At 59.7% G+C, this 19,236-nt stretch carries 17 protein-coding genes; 10 read left to right on the top strand and 7 right to left on the bottom strand.

Annotation, left to right across the window (positions count from 1 at the left end; translation table 11 throughout):
- The first annotated feature begins 161 nt into the window (after window positions 1-161).
- The 9 genes from BMY54_RS05100 (at window position 162) to BMY54_RS05145 (ending at window position 11,337) form a co-directional block, all read left to right on the top strand.
- Entirely contained in the window at window positions 162-1,652 is a 1,491-nt protein-coding gene (locus BMY54_RS05100; protein ID WP_093430194.1) for an L-piperidine-6-carboxylate dehydrogenase, read from the top strand.
- A 171-nt stretch (window positions 1,653-1,823) separates the two neighbouring features.
- Window positions 1,824-3,107: an L-pipecolate oxidase gene (locus BMY54_RS05105; RefSeq protein WP_093430195.1), complete on the top strand. Its 1,284-nt coding sequence runs from the start codon at window positions 1,824-1,826 to the stop codon at window positions 3,105-3,107.
- Between the two features lie 368 nt (window positions 3,108-3,475).
- The gene (locus BMY54_RS05110) at window positions 3,476-4,609 is read left to right on the top strand and encodes an ABC transporter substrate-binding protein (protein ID WP_007915892.1); all 1,134 of its coding nucleotides are present in this window, start codon (window positions 3,476-3,478) and stop codon (window positions 4,607-4,609) included.
- Between the two features lie 241 nt (window positions 4,610-4,850).
- Window positions 4,851-5,765 carry an ABC transporter permease subunit gene (locus BMY54_RS05115; protein ID WP_093430196.1) on the top strand — a complete coding sequence of 305 codons (915 nt, stop codon included), beginning with the start codon at window positions 4,851-4,853 and terminating at the stop codon, window positions 5,763-5,765.
- A gap of 3 nt (window positions 5,766-5,768) precedes the next feature.
- On the top strand, window positions 5,769-7,070 hold the full coding sequence (gene livM, locus BMY54_RS05120; protein ID WP_093430197.1) for a high-affinity branched-chain amino acid ABC transporter permease LivM: 1,302 nt from the start codon (window positions 5,769-5,771) through the stop codon (window positions 7,068-7,070).
- A complete protein-coding gene (locus tag BMY54_RS05125; RefSeq protein ID WP_016985385.1) occupies window positions 7,067-7,939 on the top strand; it encodes an ABC transporter ATP-binding protein in 873 nt (290 codons plus the stop codon). The genes livM and BMY54_RS05125 overlap by 4 nt, the downstream gene beginning before the upstream one ends.
- Complete coding sequence (locus tag BMY54_RS05130; protein WP_007915900.1) at window positions 7,936-8,652, top strand: ABC transporter ATP-binding protein; 717 nt, start codon at window positions 7,936-7,938, stop codon at window positions 8,650-8,652. Before BMY54_RS05125 ends, BMY54_RS05130 begins: the two co-directional genes overlap by 4 nt.
- Before the next feature lie 839 nt (window positions 8,653-9,491).
- On the top strand, window positions 9,492-10,256 hold the full coding sequence (locus BMY54_RS05140) for an SDR family oxidoreductase (RefSeq protein ID WP_093430198.1): 765 nt from the start codon (window positions 9,492-9,494) through the stop codon (window positions 10,254-10,256).
- 175 nt (window positions 10,257-10,431) lie between these two features.
- Window positions 10,432-11,337: a cation diffusion facilitator family transporter gene (locus tag BMY54_RS05145; RefSeq protein WP_093430199.1), complete on the top strand. Its 906-nt coding sequence runs from the start codon at window positions 10,432-10,434 to the stop codon at window positions 11,335-11,337.
- Between the two features lie 109 nt (window positions 11,338-11,446).
- Here BMY54_RS05145 and BMY54_RS05150 read toward each other — a convergent pair whose 3' ends face one another.
- From BMY54_RS05150 to BMY54_RS05180, 7 genes are all read right to left on the bottom strand, one after another.
- The gene (locus BMY54_RS05150; RefSeq protein WP_093430200.1) at window positions 11,447-12,580 is read right to left on the bottom strand and encodes an AGE family epimerase/isomerase; all 1,134 of its coding nucleotides are present in this window, start codon (window positions 12,578-12,580) and stop codon (window positions 11,447-11,449) included.
- A 181-nt stretch (window positions 12,581-12,761) separates the two neighbouring features.
- On the bottom strand, window positions 12,762-13,334 hold the full coding sequence (locus BMY54_RS05155) for a HupE/UreJ family protein (protein ID WP_093430201.1): 573 nt from the start codon (window positions 13,332-13,334) through the stop codon (window positions 12,762-12,764).
- Window positions 13,335-13,361: 27 nt separating this feature from the next.
- Window positions 13,362-13,976, bottom strand: a complete 615-nt coding sequence (ureG, locus tag BMY54_RS05160) for an urease accessory protein UreG (protein ID WP_007915910.1) — start codon at window positions 13,974-13,976, stop codon at window positions 13,362-13,364.
- Between the two features lie 11 nt (window positions 13,977-13,987).
- The gene (locus BMY54_RS05165; protein WP_093430202.1) at window positions 13,988-14,662 is read right to left on the bottom strand and encodes an urease accessory protein UreF; all 675 of its coding nucleotides are present in this window, start codon (window positions 14,660-14,662) and stop codon (window positions 13,988-13,990) included.
- Entirely contained in the window at window positions 14,659-15,159 is a 501-nt protein-coding gene (ureE, locus tag BMY54_RS05170; protein WP_008087160.1) for an urease accessory protein UreE, read from the bottom strand. The genes BMY54_RS05165 and ureE overlap by 4 nt, the downstream gene beginning before the upstream one ends.
- Window positions 15,160-15,460: 301 nt before the next feature.
- Window positions 15,461-16,093, bottom strand: a complete 633-nt coding sequence (locus BMY54_RS05175; RefSeq protein ID WP_007915913.1) for a TetR family transcriptional regulator — start codon at window positions 16,091-16,093, stop codon at window positions 15,461-15,463.
- A 154-nt stretch (window positions 16,094-16,247) separates the two neighbouring features.
- Window positions 16,248-16,715 carry a hypothetical protein gene (locus tag BMY54_RS05180; RefSeq protein WP_093430203.1) on the bottom strand — a complete coding sequence of 156 codons (468 nt, stop codon included), beginning with the start codon at window positions 16,713-16,715 and terminating at the stop codon, window positions 16,248-16,250.
- A 385-nt stretch (window positions 16,716-17,100) separates the two neighbouring features.
- Between BMY54_RS05180 and BMY54_RS05185 the strand changes: the two genes are divergently transcribed.
- Window positions 17,101-19,176, top strand: coding sequence for an AsmA family protein (locus tag BMY54_RS05185; RefSeq protein WP_093430204.1), 2,076 nt, complete (start codon window positions 17,101-17,103; stop codon window positions 19,174-19,176).
- The last annotated feature ends 60 nt before the right edge of the window (window positions 19,177-19,236 follow it).

The raw sequence follows: 19,236 nt of genomic DNA on the forward strand, positions 1-19,236 counted from the left end.
CCGATCCTTTTCTTGTCTTTCTGTGCGCAGCATGAATAAACGGAATGATATCTCGCGTAAAGGTCGTTTGTTGCCTCGCCATTGTGACGCTACAACTAAAGGCCTGCCCGGTCGCGAAAAAGCGTCCGCACACATTCAGTTTTTTGCTTGAGGAGTGACCCATGGTTGCCGCATTGCTTGATCGTCTTGGTGTGAACCCGGCCCTTTATCAGAACGGCAAAGTGCCGGTGCATTCGCCGATCGACGGCAGCCGCATTGCCGCCGTGAACTGGGAAGGCCCGGCCGAAGTCGAGCAGCACATCAGTCGCGCAGATCATGCGTTCGAGCAGTGGCGCAAGGTGCCTGCTCCGGGTCGTGGCGAACTGGTGCGTCAATTTGGTGAAGTGTTGCGTGAATACAAGGCTGATCTCGGCGAACTGGTTTCCTGGGAGGCGGGCAAGATCACTCAGGAAGGCTTGGGTGAAGTGCAGGAGATGATCGACATCTGCGATTTCGCCGTCGGCCTGTCCCGCCAGCTGTACGGTTTGACCATTGCCTCCGAGCGTCCGGGCCACCATATGCGTGAAACCTGGCATCCGCTGGGCGTGGTCGGGGTGATCAGCGCGTTCAACTTCCCGGTTGCGGTGTGGGCATGGAACACCACGCTGGCGCTGGTTTGCGGCAACCCGGTGGTGTGGAAACCGTCAGAGAAAACCCCGTTGACCGCGTTGGCCTGCCAAGCGCTGTTTGATCGCGTGGTGAAGAATTTCAGCGATGCGCCGGCGAACCTGTGCCAGGTGATCATCGGCGGTCGCGATGCCGGCGAAGCGCTGGTCGATGATCCGCGTGTCGCACTGATAAGCGCCACCGGTAGCACGCGCATGGGCCGCGAAGTGGCGCCGAAAGTCGCCGCGCGTTTCGCTCGCAGCATTCTGGAGCTGGGCGGTAACAACGCGATGATCCTCGGCCCGAGCGCCGATCTGGACATGGCGGTACGGGCGATTCTGTTCAGCGCCGTCGGTACTGCCGGGCAGCGTTGCACCACCCTGCGTCGATTGATTGCCCACGAGTCGGTGAAAGAAGAAATCGTCACTCGTCTCAAGGCTGCTTACTCGAAAGTGCGCATCGGCAACCCGCTGGAAGGCAATCTGGTTGGCCCGCTGATCGACAAGCACAGCTTCGAAAACATGCAGGACGCCTTGGAGCAGGCATTGAGCGAAGGCGGTCGAGTGTTCGGCGGCAAGCGTCAGCTCGAAGATCAATTCCCCAACGCCTATTACGTTTCGCCGGCCATCGTTGAAATGCCCGAGCAGAGCGACGTGGTCTGCAGCGAAACCTTCGCGCCGATTCTCTACGTGGTCGGTTACAGCGATTTCCAGGAAGCGCTGCGCCTGAACAACGCCGTGCCACAAGGTTTGTCGTCGTGCATCTTCACCACCGATGTGCGCGAGGCCGAGCAGTTCATGTCGGCAGTCGGCAGCGACTGCGGCATCGCCAACGTCAACATCGGCCCGAGCGGTGCCGAAATTGGCGGCGCGTTTGGTGGCGAGAAAGAGACCGGTGGCGGGCGTGAGTCCGGCTCGGACGCGTGGCGCGCCTATATGCGCCGGCAGACCAACACCGTGAACTACTCGCTGGAGTTGCCGCTGGCGCAGGGCATTACGTTCGACTGAGTGCTCCCGTCAAATGGAGAACCCCTGTGGGAGCGAGCCTGCTCGCGAATACGGTGGGTCAGTCGACATTGATGTTGGCTGATACGCCCCTTTCGTCGGAACGCCGCCCGGAGCAAGCTCGCTCCCACAGGATCAGCACTGTGTTTGGCAGGTTTCTGTTGGAGTCTGGCAATGCCGTTACGCGAAGAATGTCTGTGGGAAAAGCTCACGCCGCAAAGGCCGGATAACACCGCGCTGCGGGGCGAAGTAAAGGTCGATGTCTGCGTGATCGGCGCCGGGTTCACCGGATTGTCGGCGGCGCTGCATCTGTTGGAAAAAGGCAAAAGCGTCTGCGTGCTGGAAGCGCATCGCGCCGGTCACGGCGGTTCCGGGCGCAACGTCGGGCTGGTCAACGCCGGCCTGTGGATCCCGCCGGACGAGATCGAGGCCGGGTTTGGCGAAGCGGTCGGCAGCCAGCTCAACCGCATGCTCGGAGCGGCGCCGGCGCTGGTGTTCAGCCTTGTGGATAAGTACAACATCGATTGCCAGTTGCGCCGCGAAGGCACCCTGCACATGGCGCACAACGCCAAGGGCGAGGCGGATCTGCGCAGTCGCGAGCAACAATGGAAGCGCCGTGGTGCGCCAGTCGAACTGCTGACCGGCAAGGCCTGCGAGCAAGCCACCGGCACGCAAAAAATTGCCGCTGCGTTGCTCGATCGTCGCGCCGGCACGCTCAACCCAATGGCTTATGTCACCGGATTGGCCAACGCAGTGAGCGGACTCGGCGGGCAAATGTTCGATCATTCCCCAGTCTCTCGCCTTGAGCGTCAGGGCGCGAAATGGTCGGTGCAGACCGAACACGGTTCGGTACTGGCCGAGCAAGTGGTCATCGCTTCCAACGCCTACACCGAAGGCGACTGGACCGAACTCAAGCGCAACTTCTTCCCCGGTTACTACTATCAGGTCGCTTCGGTGCCGCTGAGCGAAGACGCCGCGCAGGCAATTCTCCCGGGCGGGCAGGGCTCGTGGGATACGCGTCAGGTGTTGAGCAGCATCCGCCGTGACAAAGAAGGGCGGTTATTGCTCGGCAGCCTGGGCAACGGCAATCAAAAACCGACCTGGTTTCTCAAGGCCTGGGCCGATCGCGTGCAGCAGCATTATTTCCCCAATCTGAAACCGGTCGAGTGGGAATGCACCTGGACCGGGCGTATAGCTTTTACGCCCGATCACCTCATGCGCCTGTTCGAGCCGGCGCCGGGACTGGTGGCCGTCACCGGTTACAACGGCCGTGGCGTCACCACCGGCACCGTGGTCGGCAAGGCTTTCGCTGATTACCTGTGTAACGGAAATCCTCAAGCCCTGCCGATTCCCTTCGCACCGATGCAGCCCCTGACCGGTGTGGGCTTGCGCAGTTGCCTGTACGAGGCCGGGTTCTCGCTGTATCACGCGGGCCAGTGCCTGCGCATTGTGATTTGAGTGTTGAAATATGTTGCCGAACGCGGCGCTTTTTCACGTAGCGACTAGCCTGTAATGGTGCGGGTTGTAGCAGTCCCGCACCAGCAGTGTGCAGTTCGGTGACGCGGGCTGTTACAGGCTGGTTGCACGTCGTTTGGCGCCGCGGTTGCAATGATGGCGCGTGCGGGTTGCGCCTGAAAAAATAAATGGTTTCACCTTCCGCGGTTTAGACGGTTGCACGCCCAATGAAAATGGGAACGAAACAGTCGAAATAACAAGAAAGCAGCGACTTTTTGAAGAATAAAAAACCGATGGCACGGCCCTTGCTCAGAGCAATCAGTGAAGTGAAGTCGCAGTGCCAACTAAAAAAAACCTTGGAGCACCACCTCATGTCCCAGACGTTTTACAAGAAAGGCTTTCTGGCCCTCGCAGTGGCTACTGCGTTGGGTGTTTCTGCGTTTGCTCAAGCTGATGTGAAAATCGGTGTAGCGGGTCCAATGACGGGCGCCAACGCGGCATTTGGCGAGCAGTACATGAAGGGTGCACAGGCAGCGGCTGACGCAGTCAACGCGGCAGGCGGCGTCAACGGGGAGAAAATCGTACTGGTCAAAGGCGATGACGCCTGCGAACCGAAGCAGGCCGTGACGGTCGCCAAGGACCTCACCAACCAGAAAGTCGCCGGCGTGGTCGGTCATTTCTGCTCCTCTTCGACCATTCCAGCGTCGGAAATCTACGACGAAGCCGGGATCATCGCGATCACCCCGGGTTCGACCAACCCACAAGTCACCGAGCGCGGCCTCAGCGCCATGTTCCGTATGTGCGGGCGTGACGATCAGCAAGGCATTGTGGCCGGCGACTACATCGTCGACGTGCTCAAGGGCAAGAAAGTCGTCGTACTGCACGACAAAGACACCTACGGCCAAGGCCTGGCGGATGCCACCAAAGCCCAACTGGTCAAGCGCGGCGTGACGCCTGTGTTGTACGAAGGCCTGACCCGTGGCGAAAAAGACTTCAGCACCATCGTTACCAAGATCCGTGGCGCTGGCGCCGACGTCGTCTACTTCGGCGGTCTGCACCCGGAAGCCGGCCCGCTGGTTCGCCAACTGCGTGAACAAGGCCTGAAAGACGTCAAGTTCATGTCCGATGACGGCATCGTGACTGACGAACTGGTGACCACCGCCGGTGGCCCGCAATTCGTCGACGGCGTACTGATGACCTTCGGCGCCGACCCACGCCTGCTGCCAGACAGCAAGACCGTGGTAGATGCTTTCCGCAAGGCCGGTACCGAGCCTGAAGGCTACACCCTGTACGCCTACGCTTCGGTGCAAACCCTGGCTGCCGCGTTCAACGGCGCGAAGTCCAACAAGGGCGAAGAGGCTGCGGCCTGGCTGAAGAAAAACCCGGTTAAAACCGTGATGGGTGAAAAAACCTGGGACTCCAAGGGCGACCTGAAAGTCTCCGACTACGTGGTTTACCAGTGGGACAAGGACGGCAAATATCACCAGCTGGAAAAACAGAAGTAAGGGCTGACGCGATCAGCTGATCCCCACCGATCCAATGTGGGAGCGAGCTTGCTCGCGAAGACGGAGTTACAGGCAACACATGTGTTGAATGTTAATCCGCTATCGCGAGCAGGCTCACTCCTACAGGGGGCGGTGGTGACGGGTGAATCGCGCTCTGACATTGCTCCGACGTAAATCTGTATTTTTCCTAGAAGAACCGCACATCACTGGTGTGCAGGTTCTCACTGCGTGAGATTGCGTTATGGATGGTATTTTCCTGCAGCAACTGGTCAACGGCCTGACCCTCGGGTCGGTCTATGGCCTGATCGCCATCGGCTACACAATGGTCTACGGCATCATCGGCATGATCAACTTCGCCCATGGCGAGGTTTACATGATTTCTGCTTACCTGGCGGCAATCAGTCTGGCTCTGCTGGCTTACTTCGGTATTGAATCCTTCCCGCTGCTGATGCTCGGCACCCTGATTTTCACCATCGTGATCACGGCGGTGTATGGCTGGGTCATCGAGCGTGTCGCTTACAAACCCCTGCGCAACTCCACCCGCCTGGCACCGTTGATCAGCGCCATCGGCATCTCGCTGATTCTGCAAAACTACGCACAGATCGCCCAAGGCGCCAAACAACAGGGTGTGCCTACCCTGCTGACCGGGGCGTGGCGTGTTGAAGTCGGTACCGGCTTCGTGCAACTGACCTACACCAAAGTCTTCATTCTGGTGGCCGCATTCGTCGGCATGGGCCTGCTGACCTACATCATCAAGTACACCAAGCTCGGACGCATGTGTCGTGCGACCCAGCAAGACCGCAAGATGGCTTCGATCCTCGGCATCAATACCGATCGGGTCATTTCCTATGTGTTCATCATCGGTGCAGCCATGGCGGCGCTGGCCGGCGTGCTGATCACCATGAACTACGGCACCTTCGACTTCTATGCCGGCTTCATTATCGGCATCAAGGCGTTTACCGCAGCGGTACTCGGCGGGATCGGTTCATTGCCCGGGGCAATGCTCGGCGGGATCATCCTCGGCATCTCCGAGTCGCTGTTCTCCGGCCTGGTCAACTCCGACTACAAAGACGTGTTCAGCTTCTCGCTGCTCGTACTTGTTCTGGTCTTCCGGCCGCAGGGCCTGTTGGGCCGTCCTCTTGTGTCGAAGGTGTAAGCGATGTCTTCAACCACTCAAAAATCCATCGATATCAAAAAAAGCCTGGTTGAGGCGATTCTTGCCGGCCTGATTGCCCTGATCGTTTTCGGCCCGATTGTCGGCGTTGTACTCGAGGGTTACAGCTTCAACCTCGAACCGACCCGCGTGGCCTGGATCATCGGCATTGTCATGCTTGGCCGCTTTGCCCTCAGCCTGTTCCTGCAAACGCCCAAGGGCCTGAAAATTCTCGACGGATTCGAGAGCACCGGCTCTGGTGTGCACGTGCTGCCTGCCGATCACAAATCCTCGCTGCGCTGGATCATTCCGTTGCTGATTGTGCTGGCGGTCATCGTGCCGTTTGTCTCCAACTCCTATCTGCTCGGCGTGGTCATCCTCGGGCTGATCTACGTGCTGCTGGGGCTGGGGTTGAACATCGTGGTCGGTCTGGCCGGTCTGCTCGACCTTGGTTATGTGGCGTTCTACGCCATCGGTGCCTACGGTCTGGCCTTGGGTTATCAATACCTGGGGCTGGGGTTCTGGACGGTGTTGCCGCTGGCTGCGATCACTGCCGGGCTGGCCGGTTGCATCCTCGGTTTCCCGGTGCTGCGTCTGCATGGCGACTACCTGGCGATCGTGACCCTGGGCTTCGGTGAAATCATTCGTCTGATCCTCAACAACTGGTTGTCGCTGACTGGCGGCCCGAACGGCATGCCGGCGCCATTGCCGACGTTCTTCGGTCTGGAGTTCGGCAAGCGGGCGAAGGATGGCGGGGTGCCGTTTCATGAGTTCTTCGGCATCGCCTACAACCCGGATGTGAAGTACTACTTCATCTACGCAGTGTTGTTTCTCGTGGTGTTGGCCGTGCTGTACATCAAGCATCGTCTGGTGAAAATGCCGGTCGGCCGCGCCTGGGAAGCCTTGCGTGAAGATGAAATCGCCTGCCGCTCAATGGGTCTCAACCACGTGTTGGTCAAGCTCTCGGCGTTCACCATCGGTGCATCGACCGCCGGTCTTGCCGGGGTGTTCTTCGCCACCTACCAAGGCTTCGTCAACCCGACCTCGTTCACCTTCTTTGAATCGGCGTTGATCCTCGCCATCGTCGTGCTCGGCGGTATGGGCTCGACCATCGGCGTGGTGATTGCGGCATTCGTACTCACCGTCGCTCCGGAATTGCTGCGCGGCTTCGCCGAATATCGCGTGCTGCTGTTCGGCATCCTGATGGTGTTGATGATGATCTGGCGACCACGCGGGCTGATTCGCATCAGCCGGACCGGGGTCACTCCACGCAAAGGTGCCATTCACTATGAGAGGACTGCGCCATGAGTGAAGTCGTACTCTCTGTTGAAAAACTGATGATGCATTTCGGTGGCATCAAGGCTTTGAGCGATGTCAGCCTGAAGGTCAAACGCAACTCGATCTTCGCCCTGATCGGCCCCAACGGTGCAGGCAAGACCACGGTGTTCAACTGCCTGACCGGGTTCTACAAGGCCTCGGGCGGCAAGATCGAACTCAATGTGCGCGGCCAGCAGACCAACGTCATCCAGTTGCTGGGCGAGTCGTTCAAACCGACCGATTTCGTATCGCCGAAGTCATTCCTCAGCCGTATGTACTACAAGATGTTCGGCGGTACGCACTTGGTGAACCGGGCAGGCCTGGCGCGGACGTTCCAGAACATTCGCCTGTTCAAGGAAATGTCGGTATTGGAAAACCTGCTGGTGGCCCAGCACATGTGGGTCAACCGCAACATGCTGGCCGGTATTCTCAACACCAAGGGCTACCGCAAGGCCGAAAGTGACGCGCTGGATTGCGCGTTCTACTGGCTGGAGGTGGTCGATCTGGTGGACTGCGCCAACCGGCTCGCCGGTGAGCTTTCCTACGGCCAACAGCGTCGTCTGGAAATTGCCCGGGCCATGTGCACGCGGCCGCAGATCATCTGCCTCGACGAACCGGCCGCCGGCCTCAACCCTCAGGAAACCGAAGCGCTCAGCGCGATGATCCGGCTGCTGCGCGACGAGCACGATCTGACCGTGGTGCTGATCGAACACGACATGGGCATGGTTATGAGCATTTCCGACCACATCGTGGTGCTGGACCACGGCATCGTCATCGCCGAAGGCGGGCCTGAAGCGATCCGCAACGATCCGAAAGTGATCGCAGCCTATCTGGGCGCCGACGAAGAGGAGCTGGTATGACGCAACCGATCCTCGAACTCAAAGACCTCGACGTCTTCTATGGTCCGATCCAGGCCCTCAAAGGTGTTTCGCTGCAGATCAACGAAGGGGAAACCGTCAGCCTGATCGGCTCCAACGGTGCCGGCAAATCGACGTTGCTGATGTCGATCTTCGGCCAGCCACGGGCGGCAGGCGGGCAGATTCTTTATCAAGGCGTCGACATCACCCACAAGTCCTCGCACTACATCGCTTCCAACGGCATTGCGCAGTCGCCGGAAGGGCGGCGAGTGTTCCCCGACATGACCGTCGAGGAAAACCTGCTGATGGGCACCATTCCGATTGGCGACAAGTACGCTAAAGAGGACATGCAGCGCATGTTTACGCTGTTTCCACGGCTTGAAGAGCGACGTAACCAGCGGGCGATGACCATGTCTGGCGGTGAACAGCAAATGCTCGCCATTGCCCGCGCCTTGATGAGCCGACCAAAGTTGTTGCTGCTCGATGAGCCTAGCCTGGGCCTGGCGCCGATTGTGGTGAAGCAGATTTTCGCGACCCTGCGCGAATTGGCAAAAACCGGCATGACCATTTTCCTCGTCGAGCAGAACGCTAACCATGCGCTGAAGCTGTCGGACCGCGCATATGTGATGGTCAACGGTGAGATTCGCCTGACGGGCACGGGTAAAGAGTTGCTGGTGAATGAGGAGGTGCGTAACGCCTATCTGGGCGGGCACTGATTCTTCGACGTTATGCACAGCCCCGGCGACGAAAGTCCCGGGGTTTTTTTATCTCGCAAATCCACCGCAACCCCCTGTAGGAGTGAGCCTGCTCGCGATCGTGGTTTCCCATTCGCCATCACCGGTAGCTGATACACCGCTATCGCGAGCAGGTTCACTCCTACAGTTGATCTGCGCCAGAATCCAGAATTGTGGAAAACAAATTCCCCAAGCTGCCAAAGCGCGACATATAGACGCTGCAAATGGCTGTTTTTCCACAGTTTTGACTTGTCCCCGTTTGCTGTGGAACTGGCTGTGAATAACGTGGGTGTATCTGGCTGCGCGCCATGTAAACCGTGGCCTGCAAGTGTGTGGTTGTTTTTTGATCAGGCGTTTTTGTGGGGCTTGAAGTCTTTGTTGTCAACCTTTTTATAGTGTCGCGGATAGCAGCGATTCCGGGTGAACAAGCCTGTGGATAAGTCTGTGATTAAACTCTGGAAAGACTGCGCTGAGGGCCGTAATTACTGGCCTCGCGCAATCACTGCGCTGACTGCTCGGTCGTGCAAAATGCCATCTCCCGCACATCTGCCGCTTCAGGGTCAAGCAAAAAACTTTCTATTTCGCCCGCAAAGCCTTGTGTGGCGCGGCTTTGCGCGTTTCCAGTTGCCCCCGGAAACTGTGGAAGGGACTGTGGATAACATGCGTGCACATGGCTACAGGCCACGGTCGCTATGGCGTTGGCATGTCTGGTTGTTTTTTGTACAGCTTGTGGGTGTTGCCCGTGAATGCGCGGGCGGGCATGCTGCCTGCTGATTTTCTATTCCAAGGGCTGCCCCGGCGGCCGAAGCAAGGAGAACACGATGTCCAACACCCTGTTTATCACCGGCGCGACGTCCGGATTTGGTGAAGCCTGCGCCCGCCGTTTTGCCGAGGCTGGCTGGAAACTGGTGCTGACCGGCCGTCGTGAAGAACGCCTCAATGCGTTGTGCGCCGAATTGTCGAAACAGACCGAAGTGCACGGTCTGGTCCTTGATGTGCGCGATCGCAAGGCGATGGAAGCGGCGATTGCCAACCTGCCGCCGTCGTTCGCCAAGCTGCGTGGCCTGATTAACAACGCCGGTCTGGCATTGGGCGTGGACCCGGCGCCGAAGTGCGATCTGGACGATTGGGACACCATGGTCGACACCAACGTCAAAGGCCTGATGTACGCCACCCGCCTGCTGCTGCCGCGCCTGATCGCCCATGGTCGTGGCGCTGGCATCGTCAACCTTGGTTCCATCGCTGGCAACTATCCGTATCCGGGCAGTCATGTGTACGGCGCGACCAAGGCGTTCGTTAAACAGTTCTCGCTGAACCTGCGCTGCGACTTGCAGGGCACCGGCGTGCGGGTCAGCAACATTGAGCCGGGGCTGTGCGAGAGCGAGTTCTCGCTGGTGCGTTTTGCCGGCGATCAGGAACGCTACAACGCGACCTACGCCGGTGCCGAGCCGATCCAGCCGCAGGACATTGCCGAGACGATTTTCTGGGTGATGAATGCGCCGGCGCACATCAACATCAACAGCCTGGAACTGATGCCGGTGAGCCAGACCTGGGCGGGTTTTGCCATTGAGCGGAACAAGGCCTAAGACCGCGCTGAAGCCATTCGCGAGCAAGCTCGCTCCCACATTTGATCGCGGTCTCATGTGGGAGCGAGCTTGCTCGCGAAGGGGCCGTCACAGGCAATAAATCCCGATAAGGTAAACTCCCCACGCAACAACCCAACCGCACCCCGCGGTTTTCAGGGTTTTTCGAGGAGTCAAAGTGAGTAACCGAGGTGAGCAGGCACTGCTCAAACAATCGACCATTCTGATGTTGGCTGTGGCGATTGCCGGGATCGTCACCGGTTTTGTTTCAGGTTCCCAATCCATCCTGTTCGATGGTTTTTTCTCGCTGATCGCAACCTTCATCAAAGTCCTGATGCTGATCACGGCCAAGCTGATCGCCAAGGAAAGCAACCACCGTTTCCAGTTCGGTTTCTGGCATCTGGAGCCGATGGTGCTGCTGATCGAAGGCAGTTTCCTGATGCTGATCGCGATCTACGCGTTTCTCAACGGCGTGTTCGGCATCATCAACGGTGGCCGCGAGATCGAGTTGGGGCTGGTGATCATTTATGCGGCGGTGTTTACCGTGGTCGAGTTCGCCTACTTTTTCTACGTCCGGCACCGTAACCGCAAGCTCAAATCCAGCCTGATCCAGTTCGACAACATCAGTTGGCTGGTGGACGCGATGCTGTCCGTGGGCCTTTTGATCAGTTTCCTCGCGGCGCTGCTGCTCAAGTCGCAGGGCTATGGGCAGTGGGCGGTGTATGTCGACCCGCTGATCCTGATCGTGCTGGCCCTGACCATGTTGCCGCCGGCGTTCAAGATTCTTGGACCGGCCCTGCGAGATGTCCTGGGGATTGCCCCGGACACGCTGGATGATCAGGTGCGCCAGGTGATGGACGCGGCGAAAATCGAGCATGGTTTCGACGATTACGTGTCGTACGTGCAGAAGCACGGGCGGGCGCGGTTTATCGAGATTCATGTGGTGTTGCCGGCGGATTATGCGCTGAGCAATGTCGGGCAACTGGATGCGTTGCGCGAAGAGATCTCGGCGAAGCTGGGCAAGCCGGATGCAGCGCGCTGGCTGACCATCAGCTTTACCGGGGACAAGAAGTGGATCGCCTAGAGACCGCATAACGGCTAATCGTCGGATCGCCGCCCGGAGCAGGCTCACTCCTACATTTGGAATGCGTTCCCCTGTAGGAGTGAGCCTGCTCGCGATAGCTATTTATCCGTCAGCGAAGATATTCAGCCAGGCCGCTATAGCAAGTCGCCAAGTGATACGGCGTAGTCGAAGGCATGTCCTTGCGACTCACCTCGCCCAACTCATCCCGGCACTCATGCCAGCCATCAGCATGCAAAAACCGCTGCTGCAACGCCTGCAACTGGCGCAGCACCACCGCTTCACTGCCCTGACGCAAGGTCAGCGCGCGCAGATATTCTGCCTGAGCCCAGATCCGCTGGGTCGAGTCTCGCGGGCGTCCGTCCGTTTCCAGATCGAGCATCGCCCGCACCGCGCCGGATGACTGCACCACACCGTATTGCTCGGTGAACGCAAATGCCCGATCCAGCGCCGCATGCAGTTTCGAACCACGTAATAACGGCGACGATTCGAGCAGGAAATACCATTCGAACTGATGCCCCGGCTCATACCAGTTATCCACAGCCCCGAGCGGCTTCTCCATCAACACGCCATATTGCGGATCGACGAACTGCTTGTGCATGGCTGTGCATAACGCCAGCAACGCTGTCTGCGTTTGGGCATCTTCGCGCACGGCAAGGGTGGCGAGGAACGCTTCGGCCAGGTGCATCAGCGGGTTTTGCAGTGGACCGGTTTGCAGGGTGATCCAGTCCCGTTCCAGGCAGGCTTCGTACAAGCCATCGCCGGTGGCGAAGCGCCGGCCGATGATTTCCAGCGCCGCATTCAACGTCGACTCGACCAGCGGATCGCCGGATTTTGCCCAGTAATGCGCGCAGGCAAACAGGATAAAAGCGTGGGTGTAGAGATCCTTGCGCTGATCCAGCGGTTTGCCCTGGGCATCGACGCTGTAGAACCAGCCGCCATGCTCCGCATCATGAAAGTGCCGTTGCAAGGAGCGGAACAGCGCCGCCGCACGCACTTCAGCGTTATCCACAACCCCGATCAGACTGGAAAACAGATACAGCTGCCGCGCACAGGCCATCGCCCGATAGCGCTGCGGCGGCAGTGGTTGATGCGTGGCGTCCAGCGCCTCATAGGGCAGCGCCATGTCGGCGTTCCAGCCCGGGCCTTGCCAGAGCGGCACGATCACGTTGACGAAGTGCTGTTGCACAGCGCCGAACAGGGCGGTCAATTCGGGCAGGGAGGTGGAGCGAGAAGCGTGGGGCATGGGCGGACGTCGTCACGGCTGGGGCGATTGCGCGACATGGTAGCAGAGAGACTGACATCAGCGATGCGGCGTCTGATCGGCCGCCTTCGCGAGCAAGCTCGCTCCCACAGGTTTTGTGTTCGCCACAAATCCAATGTGGGAGCGAGCTTGCTCGCGAAAAGGCCAGTTCAGACAATAAAAACTAGCCTGCTAGCAACCAAGCCCCAGTCACCGCCGAAGCCGCACCCGCCAACCGCACCAGCGGCGCCGCTGCCTGCGGCAACACGCGAACCACGCCATAACCGACGGCATGCAAAGCGGCGGTCGCCACAACGAAACCCGCCGCATACGCCCAAGGACTGCTCATGTCTGGCAGTTCCAGACCATGCGCCACGCCATGGAACAACGCAAACAGCGCCGTCGCCGCTACTGCCATGACCAACGGCGGCCGCACCGCCAAGGCCACTGCCAGACCCAGCGCGAGCACCGATGCGGCAATTCCGCTTTCCAGCGCCGGCAGTTCCAGCCCTTCAAACCCGAGCATGCCGCCGATCAGCATGGTGCCGACAAACGTGCACGGCAGCGCCCAGCGCGCGGCGCCCTGCTGCTGCGCGGCCCACAAACCGACAGCCAGCATCGCCAGCAAATGGTCGAGGCCGCCAATCGGGTGGCTGATACCAGCGACCAGGCCGCTGTCGCCATGCCCCGGGTGAGCGAAGGCCAGCGCTGGCGTCAGCAGCAGCGCCACGGCGCCAAGAATACGTTTGAGTGTCATGGATAAGCTTCCTTGTTGAGCAGTGAATCAGGCTGCGGTCAGCAGGCCCTGGCGTTCGATGAAGGCGATGATTTGCTCAAGGCCCTGACCGGTTTTCTGGTTGCTGAAGACGAACGGCTTGCCGTTACGCATGCGTTTGGTGTCGCTGTCCATCATCTCCAGCGAGGCGCCCACCAGCGGCGCCAGGTCGATCTTGTTGATCACCAGCAGATCGGATTTGCAGATCCCCGGCCCGCCCTTGCGCGGCAATTTGTCGCCGGCCGAAACGTCGATCACGTAGATGGTCAGGTCGGACAGCTCCGGGCTGAAAGTCGCCGACAGGTTGTCGCCGCCGGATTCCACCAGAATCAGATCCAGCCCCGGAAAACGGCGGTTCAGTTGATCGACCGCTTCCAGGTTGATCGAGGCGTCTTCGCGGATCGCGGTGTGCGGACAGCCACCGGTTTCCACGCCGATGATCCGTTCCGGCGCGAGGGCTTCGTTGCGCACGAGAAAATCGGCGTCTTCGCGGGTGTAGATATCGTTGGTGACCACGGCGAGGTTGTAGCGCTCGCGCAGGGCCAGGCACAGGGCCAGGGTCAACGCGGTTTTACCGGAACCGACCGGGCCGCCGATGCCGACGCGCAGAGGTTGTGTGTTCATGGTTGTTTCTCCTAAGAGCGGAAGAGGCGGCTGTACTGGCGCTCGTGGGCCATGCACGCCAGAGACAGGCCGAACGCGGCGCTGCCCATGTGGTCGGGATTGATTCGGCTGGCGTCCTGCTGCGCCTGTTGTAACAACGGCAGCAGTTCGCTGGTCAGGCGCTGGGCGGCTTGCTGGCCCAGCGGCAAGGTTTTCATCAGGACGGCGAGCTGGTTTTCCAGCCAGCTCCATAACCACGCGGCGAGGGCGTCTTGCGGGCTGATGCCCCAAGCGCGCGCGGCCAGCGCCCAGCACAGGGCCAGATGCGGTTCGGGGCATTGATCAAGAAAATCGCGGGCGGCTGCGTCGAGTTCCGGCAAACCATTGAGCAGTTGTTGCAACGAATAACCCATCTGCCGACTTTCCAGATGCAACTCGCGCGTCTCGCGGCTGGCGCGATGGCTTTCGCAGAGGCTCAGCAGCTCGGCCCATCGGCCATCCGCCGCCGCCTGACAATGCGCGAGCAGCAGCGGCGCTTCGAAGCGGGCGAGGTTGAGCAGTAACTGATCGCTGATCCAGCGCCGGGCACTGTCCGGGTTGTTCACACGGCCGTTATCCACCGCCATTTCCAGGCCTTGCGAATAGCTGTAGCCGCCAATCGGCAATTGCGGACTGGCCAGGCGCAGCAGCGCCCAGGCCGGATTCACAGGCGTACGCCGAACTGATGGAGTTTCGGCGCGTAATTGAAGTCTTCGTCGCCGTGTCGTGAGTGATGATGGCCGCCGCCATAAGCGCCGTGCTCGGGCTGGAATGGCGCTTCGATCGCTTCGACCTGCGCGCCGAGTTGTTCGAGCATGGCCTTGAGTACGTAGTCGTCAAGCAAACGCAGCCAGCCATCGCCAACCTGCAAGGCGACGTGGCGGTTACCCAAGTGATAAGCCGCACGGGTCAGTTCGAAGGCATTGGCGCAGGTGACGTGCAGCAATTGCTCGGGGCGGGCGCAGACGCGGACGATGCGGCCGTCTTCAGCCTGTAGGCATTCGCCGTCATACAGCGGCGGCTGTCCGCGCTCCAAAAACAACCCGACGTCTTCGCCCTCGGCACTGAAACAGCGCAAACGGCTTTTGCTCCGCGCTTCGAAGGTCAGGTGCAACTCGGCGGCCCAGACGGGTTGAGGGTCGATTCTGCGGTGAATCACCAGCATCGGAAAGCTTCCAGCTATGGACAATACTCTGGCTAGAGCAAGGGCCTTGCCAATCGGACGGGATGTAGGAAATCCCTGTCGGAGCGTAGTGGATGTTTCGAGATGTTGCTGGAATATGGAAGGTTTTGGTGCGTGAAGATTTTTTTATGCACCAAATGGAGGCCGATGCGCCGAACCAAATGTGGGAGCGAGCTTGCTCGCGAAAGCGGTGGGTCAGTGATTTAGAAGTTGGCTGACACGACGCCTTCGCGAGCAAGCTCGCTCCCACAGGGGATTTGGTCTGGGCTGAAATAAAGGAAGGTTATTCGGTACTGCCCAGCCCCTGCCAGTGCTTGAGCCCAATAAAGATAAAGCGCAGTTGCTGGGTGATCTTCGCCTGCGGCGTCAGATGTTCCGGCAAGGCTTCGGCCGGCGGATCGATGATGTCGGGGAGGGTAGCGAAGACCGATTTGACGATCAGGTCAGCCATCACGCTCAAACCGGCGGCATCCAGGTGCTGAAGCTTGGGCATCATCGTCAGGTCGGCCGCCAGGTCGGAGCTGATGTTCTCGCGCAACCGGCCAATTGCCTGACGCACCGGCAGCGAACCGCCGTACTGTTCACGGGCGAGAAACAGGAATTGCGAGCGATTGGCGCTGACCACGTCGAGGAAGATCCGCACCGAGGCATCGATGATGCCGCCCATGACGAATTCGTTGTGGCGCACCAAGCGGATGGTTTCACGGAAGGTCTGGCCGACTTCACTGACCAGCACCAGGCCGAGCTCATCCATATCGGCAAAATGCCGGTAGAAACCGGTGGGCACAATCCCGGCGGTTTTGGTCACTTCGCGCAGGCTCAGGCTGCCGAATCCTCGGCCGCTTTCCATGAGGTGGCGGGCAGCGTCCATCAAGGCGTTGCGGGTCTGTTGTTTCTGTTCGGCGCGGGGCAGCATCGCAGGGTGTGTTCTTTGGCAGGACAAGCGCCGCACTCTAGCAAATCGGCTTTGTCGGCGTCGAACGAGAGGACATGGAGCAGAAGATTTCACCGGCCAGAAAAGTCAAAAGCCCAATCCGGTGATTGGGCTTTTTTTCGAGGCCGCCATGGGCTTAGCTCAAGGCACTGTTGCGTTCGATCACACGGTCACCACCACCTTCGGCAAGGGTTTGACCTTGTGGAGTGCGGTCGCCGCCATCGGAAGCCAGGGTCTGGCCTTGTGGAGTACGGTCGCTACCATCGGAAGCCAGAGTCTGGCCTTGTGGAGTGCGGTCGCTACCGTCGGAAGCCAGAGTCTGGCCTTGTGGGGTGCGGTCGCTGCCGTCGGAAGCCAGGGTCTGACCTTGTGGGGTCTTGTCGTACCCGTCCTGAACCAGGCCTTTCTCTTCCAGGCGATCACGGCCGCCTTCAGCCAGGGTCTGGCCTTGTGGGGTACGGTCCGAACCATCAGCTGCTACGGTCTGGCTGAATACCGAGTGGCTGGATTTCACTTGCGGGGTAGCCTGGTCGGCAGCGGGCAGGGCGAAAGCAGTGCTGGCTAGCATCGACAGGGTAAGGCTGAGCAGTAATTGGCGTTTCATGATGGGTTGCTCCTTGGGAGGGCGATAAAGTGGGTACGAGGGCAATGCTACTCTCGATAAGTCGATATAAAAGTTCATAAACGCAATGGTAATAATCAACAGAATTGATTGTTCTGCCGGGAGGCTCTAGATCGCGGCTTTCCGGGCGACGGTTTTGCACCGAGGTGGGTATTTCCGACTCACTCGCGCCTCGCAAAAGTGCGGGTCGCGGTAACACTGTTCGACTGACTGGTCAGATTTCGCGCGACTTTTTACGCGGTAATCGGCCTTTCGATTAAACCTGCGGCCGGTTTGCCAGTCGTAGATTTCATGAGGGCCGCTTTGGCCCGCCGTTTCAGCCGTACGCCGCAGTCTTTGCGTGCGGTCGTGATCAGGAGCTTTGTGCATGACGCGCACTGGAAAAATCTTCAGCTGGACCTTCGCCATCCTCGTGCTGCTACTGGCCGTGCTGGTGTTGATCATCGTGTTCTTCGACTGGAACCGGATCAAACCGCCGCTCAACGCCAAAGTCTCGGAAGAACTGCACCGACCGTTTGCCATCAATGGCAACCTCGCGGTGATCTGGCAGCGCGAGCCGGACGAGGGTGGCTGGCGCGCCTGGGTGCCGTGGCCGCACGTGGTCGCTGAGGATTTGAGCCTGGGCAACCCGGACTGGTCGAAAAAGCAGCAGATGGTCACGCTCAAACGCGTTGAGCTGCGTATCTCGCCGCTGGCATTGCTGGCGCAACGCGTGGTGATTCCGCGCATCGACCTGACCGAACCCAATGCCGAGTTGCAGCGTCTGGCCGATGGCCGCGCCAACTGGACATTCAAGTTCGACCCGAAAGATCCGAACGCTGAACCCTCGAGCTGGGTGGTCGACATCGGCGCCATCGGTTTTGACAAGGGCCATGTCACCCTCGACGATCAAACGCTCAAAACCAATCTGGATGTGCTGATCGATCCGCTGGGCAAACCCATCCCCTACAGCGATATCGTCGGTGACAAAGCAGCGAAGACTGCGCAGGACAAGGGCGGTGCGCCGCAGGATTACGCGTTTGCCTTGAAGGTCAAAGGCCAATACCACGGTCAAAACCTAACCGGCCAAGGCAAGATCGGTGGGCTGCTCGCCTTGCAGGATGCGCGCAAGCCATTCCCGCTGCAGGCCCAGGCGAAGATCGGCGACACTCGCATCGAACTGGCCGGCACGCTGACGGATCCGCTCAACCTCGGCGCCCTCGATCTGCGCCTGAAACTGGCAGGCGCGAGCCTCGGCAATCTTTATCCGCTGACTGGCGTGACCCTGCCGGACACCCCTCCGTATTCCACTGACGGTCACTTGATCGCCAAACTGCACGATGAGGCCGGGGCGAAATTTACCTACGAGCAGTTCAACGGCAAGATCGGCAGCAGCGACATCCATGGCGACCTTACCTACGTCGCCAGCCAGCCACGGCCGAAACTCAGCGGCGCGTTGCTTTCCAATCAACTGTTGTTCGCTGACCTCGCACCGCTGATCGGCGCTGACTCCAATGACAAGCAGAAGGCGCGCGGCGGCGAAAGCAAACAGCCGGCCGATAAAGTGCTGCCGGTGGAAGAGTTCAAGACTGATCGCTGGCGCGCGATGGATGCCGATGTCGAGTTCACCGGCAAGCGCATCGTCCACAGCGAGAAACTGCCATTCAACGACCTCTATACCCACCTGAAACTTAACGATGGCGAGCTCAGCCTGGAGCCACTGCGCTTTGGCGTGGCGGGCGGCAATCTTGATGCACAGATCCGCCTCAACGGTCGTACCGAACCGCTTGAGGGCCGCGCGAAATTGACCGCGCGCAAGTTCAAGCTCAAGGAGCTGTTCCCGACGTTCGAGCCGATGAAGACCAGTTTCGGTGAACTCAACGGCGACGCCGATATCACTGGTCGCGGCAACTCGGTGGCCAAACTGCTGGGCGGCGCCAACGGCAAGTTGAAGATGTTGATCAACGACGGCGCGATCAGCCGTGAGCTGATGGAACTGGCCGGGCTCAACGTCGGCAACTATGTGGTCGGCAAGATCTTTGGCGACAAGGAAGTGAAGATCAACTGCGCGGCGGCGGACTTCGACATCAAGACCGGTCTGGCGACCACGCAGCTGTTTGTCTTCGATACCGAGAACGCGATCATCTATATCGACGGCACGGCGAACATGGCCACCGAGCAACTGGATCTGACGGTGACCCCGGAATCCAAGGGCTGGCGTTTGATTTCCCTGCGTTCACCGCTTTACGTGCGCGGCAAGTTCATCAAGCCGGACGCGGGTGTGAAGGCTGTGCCGCTGATGTTGCGCGGGGCGGGGATGGTTGCGCTGGGTGTGATCGCCGCGCCGGCGGCGGGGCTGTTGGCGCTGGTGGCACCGAGTGGCGGTGAGCCGAATCAGTGTGCGCCGTTGCTGGAGCAGATGAAGGCGGGCAAGGCGCCGGTTACCGTAAAACCTACCAAGTAATCTTCAGCGTTAGTAAAGACGCCATCGCGAGCAGGCTCACTCCTACATTTGGAATGCGTT

This window comes from Pseudomonas sp. ok266 (assembly GCF_900110195.1).
GTDB classification, from domain to species: Bacteria; Pseudomonadota; Gammaproteobacteria; order Pseudomonadales; family Pseudomonadaceae; genus Aquipseudomonas; species Aquipseudomonas neuropathica.